The sequence below is a fragment of the Rubritalea sp. genome (assembly GCF_039830215.1).
Taxonomy (GTDB): domain Bacteria; phylum Verrucomicrobiota; class Verrucomicrobiia; order Verrucomicrobiales; family Akkermansiaceae; genus Rubritalea.
In genome coordinates this window covers 1-6959 of the sequence record NZ_JBDOPO010000195.1, presented here as the reverse complement: position 1 = coordinate 6959, position 6959 = coordinate 1, and the positions used below count along the sequence as shown (strand labels likewise).

7 protein-coding genes are annotated in these 6959 nt (G+C 47.6%); 6 read left to right on the top strand and 1 reads right to left on the bottom strand.

Going from position 1 to position 6959, the window contains the following annotated elements; genetic code table 11:
• From tsaD to ABGY95_RS06380, 6 genes are all read left to right on the top strand, one after another.
• Positions 1–992, top strand: a 992-nt coding sequence (gene tsaD / locus ABGY95_RS06405; protein WP_347440862.1) for a tRNA (adenosine(37)-N6)-threonylcarbamoyltransferase complex transferase subunit TsaD, incomplete at its 5' end; no start/stop codon positions are given.
• 85 nt (positions 993–1077) lie between these two features.
• Entirely contained in the window at positions 1078–2262 is a 1185-nt protein-coding gene (locus tag ABGY95_RS06400; protein ID WP_347440861.1) for a hypothetical protein, read from the top strand.
• Positions 2263–2282: 20 nt separating this feature from the next.
• Positions 2283–3176: a hypothetical protein gene (locus tag ABGY95_RS06395; protein ID WP_347440860.1), complete on the top strand. Its 894-nt coding sequence runs from the start codon at positions 2283–2285 to the stop codon at positions 3174–3176.
• 29 nt (positions 3177–3205) lie between these two features.
• Entirely contained in the window at positions 3206–3397 is a 192-nt protein-coding gene (locus ABGY95_RS06390; RefSeq protein WP_347440859.1) for a hypothetical protein, read from the top strand.
• Positions 3398–3480: 83 nt separating this feature from the next.
• A complete protein-coding gene (gene mnmH, locus ABGY95_RS06385; protein WP_347440858.1) occupies positions 3481–4539 on the top strand; it encodes a tRNA 2-selenouridine(34) synthase MnmH in 1059 nt (352 codons plus the stop codon).
• A 4-nt stretch (positions 4540–4543) separates the two neighbouring features.
• Positions 4544–5341 (top strand): TatD family hydrolase, encoded by a 798-nt coding sequence (locus tag ABGY95_RS06380; protein ID WP_347440857.1) that lies wholly within the window; start codon positions 4544–4546, stop codon positions 5339–5341.
• A gap of 4 nt (positions 5342–5345) precedes the next feature.
• Here ABGY95_RS06380 and ABGY95_RS06375 read toward each other — a convergent pair whose 3' ends face one another.
• Positions 5346–6875 (bottom strand): PhoH family protein, encoded by a 1530-nt coding sequence (locus ABGY95_RS06375; RefSeq protein ID WP_347440856.1) that lies wholly within the window; start codon positions 6873–6875, stop codon positions 5346–5348.
• Positions 6876–6959: the final 84 nt, after the last annotated feature.

Genomic DNA, 6959 nt, shown 5'->3' with positions numbered 1-6959 from the left:
TACTACGTGGAAGCTTAAATCAAGCTGAAGTTCTCAGCTCTGAGATTTCTTCACAAATTGCAATCCACCGCGAATACGGAGGTGTCGTCCCAGAACTCGCCTCGAGGAATCACTCGCTCGCACTACCCCCTCTTATCTCCGCTGCCCTGCAGAACGCTGGAATTACTCTTGAACAACTTGACGGGTTCGCAGCCACCGCCGGTCCCGGACTAGCCTCTTCCCTACTCATTGGCCACACAGCTGCAAAAGCCATGGCTGTTGCAGCGGACAAGCCTTTCATATCGATCAACCACATGGAGGGTCACCTACTCTCCCCCTTCATTTCTGGGGACAACGGAATCCTCCCGAACATCTCACTGGTCGTCTCTGGCGGTCACACAATGATTCTACACACTAAGCAATTCGGCGAATATGAGTTGCTAGGTAAAAGCTTGGACGACGCAGCCGGTGAAGCATACGACAAAGTGGCTAAGATGCTAGGACTCCCCTACCCAGGTGGACCAGAAATCGAACGAACAGCCCGCGACGGAAACCCTAAAGCCTTCAACCTCCCTCGCTCAATGATGAAGCGAGGCTGCCTCGACTTCTCATTCTCAGGATTAAAGACAGCCGTACTCTACACCATTTCAGAACTCAACCCTGAGACTGGCCAAGCTACTGCCGAACAACTACCCGACATCTGCGCGTCCTTCCAAGCAGCAGTGATCGACGTCCTCGTAAAGAAAACCATTCAGGCTGCTCAGTCGGTAAAAGCCGAGCGTATCACCATGTCAGGCGGAGTATCCTGCAATAAAGCACTCAGAGACGCGATGGCCAACGCCTGTAGCCGCTACAACATGAAATTCGTTATCTGCAGCCCACACCTCAGCACTGATAACGCCGCAATGATAGCTTTCGTAGGACTACATAAATTCCTCAGAAATGAATTCTCTGATATGAGCTGTGACATCAACCCAAATCTCCCACTCAATACCCTAATATTGAGGAAATAGGCTCAGCGCCAAACCTATGCTTGCCGCCCCACTTATAATTATCTAAAGACTAGCCCACACCTACAATACCCAACCCAAGCTTCTAATGTCAGAGAAATCTTCCACACCCACGCCTGCCCCAGCGACTAATCAAAGTACGCTAATCATGATCGTCATAGCGATGTTAGCTATCATAGCCCTCATGATGATCTTCAACATGAGGCAACAAGGTAAAGCTGCCTCAGGAAGCGGAGTAAGCATGGAAAAACTTATAGAACTCCGCCAAAGTGTCTCAAACAAAGAACAGGAGCTCAAATCTCTAGGTATTGTTCTTCCTGCCGACACTAGCTCAATTGATGAACTTAGCTCACGCATCAGCCGCGACGCTATGGCATTGCGCACTAACATTGAAGACTTCCAAACTGCTCTTAGTGCTAAAGAGGCATCACTCACTAAGGCTCAACTCGACCTAAAAGCTGCGGTTTCAATGAACCAATCTCTCAGTGACGAAGCCGGAAAATTGCGATCACAGATGGCTCAGACCCAGAGCCAACAAGCAAATATAGCCTATCTCAAACAAGAAACTGAAGCCCTCAAAACCAAACTTGCTGCGCGCGACAAGCAAATCAGCGACCTTAGCGGCCGCCCAACTCCTGAGACAGTTGCCCAATTTAGAGCATCACTTAATGAGACCATGCTTGTGAACGAAAAGCTGAACAAGAAAATTGCAGATCTCGAAGTCCAACTCGTGGGTGCTGTAAACTCTAGTGAGGTGGAGAGAATGCGAGCTGAGAATGACGAAATGAGAAGCGAACTCCAGCGACTCCGTGCCGCTAATGACTACGACAGCCTTTACGCTCAGTCAGTTGATGAACTCCACCCTGCAGCTTCACGCCTCTATAAGGCTTTAGAAAAACTGGAAGAATTTAACCCTCAACAACTAGCTGAAGCATACGCACTTATCAATAGCGAACTCAACAGTTACATGGTTCGCTCCATTCGCTTCAAAACCAATTCGTCAGAAGTAGACGACAAAGACCGCTCTGAAATTTTAGCCACACTCACTGCCGCGCAACCAGATTCGTTCTTCCTCGTTGTTGGTTATGCCTCCGAAACTGGAGACAAAATAAACAATAAACTCCTCTCAGCAAAGCGTGGAGTAGCTATTGCCTCTATCGTTAAACACGTCAAAGGCGGTAAGACCCGTGCAGTATTCCTCGGTCAAACTGATCGCTTCTCCAAGCAAGCTCTCGACAACCAAATCTGCGAGATTTGGGAGATCAGAAAGTAATTTACCACCCAATAATTTCTATGAAAAAACTCATTCTCAGCGTCACCCTCACCTCCTCCATTGCATGCTCTTCCTATGCAATGGAAGTAGCTCCATTTCAGACTGGCTACCTTTATGATTTCGCAGCCGATGTTGATGGAGGCGGCGATATTTCGAAACATTTTTTCCACATTTCTGGAGGTGTCCCTTTATATAGTGACGACGAGACATTGGTCGCCCTAACAGCATCCTACCAACTTCACTCCTATAATTTCACTGGGGGAACCCCAGGTAGTTTCGTTGGAATTAGCCCTTGGGACAACATACACACGACTAATGTGGGAGCGTTCCTAAGCTGGAAATTCGCAGATAACTGGAAACTCTTTGCCATTCCTAACATTAGAAGTTCTGGAGAAAGTGGTGCTAAGTTTGGGGACTCTATTTCAGGAGGAGCCCTACTTGGTGCGTCCTATAAATTCAGTGACACACTTACTATGGGACCTGGCGTAGGATATATAGGACAACTGGAAGACAGCGCTAGCATCTTTCCCATTCTTGTTGTTGATTGGCAATTTTGCGAAAACCTAAGTCTCACCACTGGTCCAATCGTTGGTGCGTCACTCGGGCCAGGTATATCAGTCAAATGGAAAATTAAAGAGGACTTACGTTTCACATTCGGGGGTAGATCCGAACGTCTACGCTTCCGCCTAGATGACTCCATCACTAATGGCAAACAAGGTATCGGTGAGGATAACAGCATAACAGTCTTTGGTGTATTGACGTGGCAAGCCACTGATAATATCCAAACTTCTCTCATCGCGGGTGTCGGACTTGCTAATGATGTTTTACTAGATAACTCTGAAGGCAATCGGATCACTAGAGAAGACTACGACCCATCACCTTTCATCGGAATCAATCTCGGGTATTCTTTCTAACACCTGACTTTAAGAAAATACCTCTAATTATGAAATTTATCATCCTCAGCCTCGTAGCTGCTTTCACGACTCTGCCCTGCACTTCATGCATGCAGCAAACCGTACGTGATGCCCGTGGAGACATCATCTACCAAGAGCCAGTCATAGGCACACCTTGGCAGTCAGAGAGGACCACTCAAGAACAAGTCGAACAGCGAGAAACAGAACTCGGCATCCGCTAAACAATCGTTCCCTTAAGAGCGCTCGGTACCACCAAGGAGACCGAGCGCTTTTTTGTCTCTAAACTATCTCATCCAGCAATCTCTTGTACTTTCTCGATTCCATCACCCTACCGAGCGACCTGAGCACTCACGCTGAGATCATCGACGTCCGATCCCCCTCAGAATTCGCAATTGATCATATCCCCGGATCTATCAATATACCGGTCCTCAATGACGAAGAAAGAGTGACCGTTGGTACACTCTACAACGAGTCACCATTTGAAGCGCGTAAACTTGGCGCAGGATTGATAGCAGCCAACGCTTCAAAAGCCCTAGCTGGGCACTTCGCCGACAAAGAGCTTAATTATAACCCGCTTCTCTATTGCTGGCGTGGGGGAATGCGCTCACGATCGCTCACCCATATTCTGAGCTCGATAGGCTTCAAAGCGTATTTACTCAAAGGTGGGTACCGCTCGTTCAGAAAATTTATTGTTGATGACCTCAATCGGATTCTCACAGAAACGCCCATGAAACTTACAGTCCTGTCTGGCCTAACAGGCGTAGGTAAAACCCGCATGCTACACGCTCTTCAAAAACGTGGCGAGCAAATTCTCGACCTTGAAGGTCTCGCTAACCACAAGGGATCACTTCTTGGCAGCCCACAAGTAGGTGAGCAACCTAGCCAAAAACAATTCGAAACCAGGCTCTGGCACACATTACAAGCCCACGACCCGACGAAAAAAGTATGGACCGAAGCTGAAAGCAACCGCATCGGCAATGTCCATTGCCCACCAGTCCTATGGAAAAAATTGAGTCAAAGTAAACTCATAGAGCTCAAACTCTCGATCACTGAACGTTGCATTCTTCTCCGTGAGGACTACCCGCATTTTTGTGCAAACCCAACTGCACTCACTGAACTCCTCGAGGTACTCAAACGCCTTAGAGGTGACAAGCAAGTCCGCCAGTGGCAAGAACAGATCGCAAATGCCGACTGGGAATCATTTCTCCAATCCATCCTAGTCGACCATTACGACCTAAGCTACAGGAAACCGACGGACAAAAAATCTATCTACTCAGCTCCTTTATCCGAACTCACTGTCGAATCAGCCTCACTTGCTTCCTACAGTGCATCCGCCGAGAAGCTCGTCAATTTGAGCATATAATCCCATGCTCCAATCACGCTTGCAAGACGCGCACCTCCACCTCCAGTCTCCACGACTGATGGCTAACAGTGATACCATTGTAAAGCAGGCACAAGAGATAGGGGTCAAGCAAATGGTAGTCAATGGGACGAGCCCTGACGACTGGGACGAAGTAAGCGAGCTCGCACATCGCTACCCAGAAATAATCACCCCATCATTTGGCCTACATCCATGGAGAACTCCAGATGTCAGAGATGGCTGGAAAGAAATCCTGATAGAGAAAATTGACTCGCATCACAATTCCTGTATCGGAGAATGCGGGCTCGATCGCTGGATGACAGGTCTGTGCAAGCAAGCTCAGGAAGACGCATTTATTTTTCAGTTACAGTTAGCTAGCGAGAGCAACCTCCCGATATCTATCCATATACTTAAAGCGTGGGGTTGGCTATTAGAGACGCTAGAAAAAACTCCCACACCTCCTCGCGGCTTCCTCCTTCATAGCTTTAGTGGCTCGGCTGAAGTAGCTAAGCAACTGGCAAAACGTGGTGCTTACTTTTCCTTTTCTGGCTATTTCCTGCGACAGCGCAAAATGCGCGTCCAAGAAACTTTCCGCAGTCTACCACGCGAACGAATCTTGATAGAAACCGATGCGCCGCATATGAATCCACCGACAAAATGGATCTGCCACCCACTTGCAAATCAAGCGAATCACCCAGCAAACCTCGGCGCAATTTTTGCCGGATTCGCTGAGATGATGGGTGAAAACAAAGAAAGGCTGGCTGAGCAGTTAGAGCTCAATTTCCAGCGCTTCTTTAAAGAATAAACCGCTACATCAACTGCGCACCAGCTTCCGCTAATGGACTACGTTCACCACGGGAAAGGGAAACATGAGCGGTGAATGGTTGCCCCTTCAGACGGTTCCGTGTGTACACTAACCCGTTACTCCGACTGTCCACATAAGGATTATCGATTTGCGCAGGATCCCCCACCATAATGAGCTTTGAACCTCTGGACATCCTAGTCACTATCGTTTTAGCCTCCAAAGGAGTAAGCTGCTGGGCTTCATCTAGAACAAAGAAACGGTTTGGTATAGAACGGCCGCGTATGTAGCACAGAGCTTCAATTTCGATCAATCCTTGGTCGATAAGAACCTCCCACGGCTTGGTGCTTGTCGCATCTTTACTTGCCGAATCCTTCCTCACTTGCTTACGTCGAGGTGATTGGCTAGTGTGCGCTGGCGCTGACATGAGTAATTCTAGCGCATCATAAATTGGCTGCAACCAAGGGCGCATCTTGTCATCCAAATCACCCGGCAAAAAGCCGATCGTATCACCCATGGCTACCACTGGTCGACTAATAGTAATCCCATTATACTCGCGGTTAAACATCTCACTTAAGCCTGCAGCCACCGCAACCAATGTCTTTCCTGTTCCCGCCTGACCATAGCAAGTAACTAGAGAAATGTCTGGATTCAGCAAGGCGTCGATCAAACATTTTTGCCCCAAATTTAATGGCTTCAGGTGGTGGCCATCAGGAATTTTGAGAACACTAGGCACTTGTAACCTAACAAAAGTACCTTCCGAATCAAGGCGCGCTGGCATTGTTTGCTTCACCCCAGCTTCTAGCAGCACATATTGATTAAGAACCACCCCCCGCCTTCTCCCATGCTCTATCTCTAGATGTCCAGCACTGGCAAACCTTTGCAGTTCACTAGGTTCAACTTCCACTGATCGCATGTCGTAGTTCGATACCTCGCTGGGGTCAACTTTATCGTTGAGATAATCCTGACAGTTAATGTGTACCGCGCGTGCCTTTAGCTGCATATTAAGATCTTTGGTAACTAACACTACTGGCGAGCTATTGTGCTCAGCCAATAGCAAGGTTGCCGCTAGAATGCGATGATCGACCAATTCTCGATTGGGGAAAATCCTCAGAAATTGAGCTAAAATCTCTGAATTTTCTATACAGAATGTGGGATCGTAAATGACTAACCTTACTGTACCTCCCCCTTCTGTTTCAACCCCTTGAGTGACCTGTTCAGACGTCCCGAATATTTCAGACAATTTCCGGTGAACTTGCCTAGCATTCGCACCTCGCTCAGATTGCTCGTTCTTGAATCTGTCTAGCTCAGATAAAACATCTGAGGGAATACAAACGTGGTTGTTAGCAAATCTGTTCAAACACCCTGGGTCATGGAGCAGCACATTTGTATCTAACACAAAATTTTTAGCCCGCTGGTTAGGAGATTTGATACCGAACTCTTGTAATCGCGTACTCGTTCCTTTTTGTGATTCAAGATCCTTAGTGACCTTTGTTGCTGTTTCAGTAACTTCAGATGATTGGATAGATGCACTCATGGGTATATTTGGGTATACATTTTGTTGGATTGATGGCGCTTACGCTTAATCTAGAACTCCCACCTACTTAAGCCCCTAGTAATC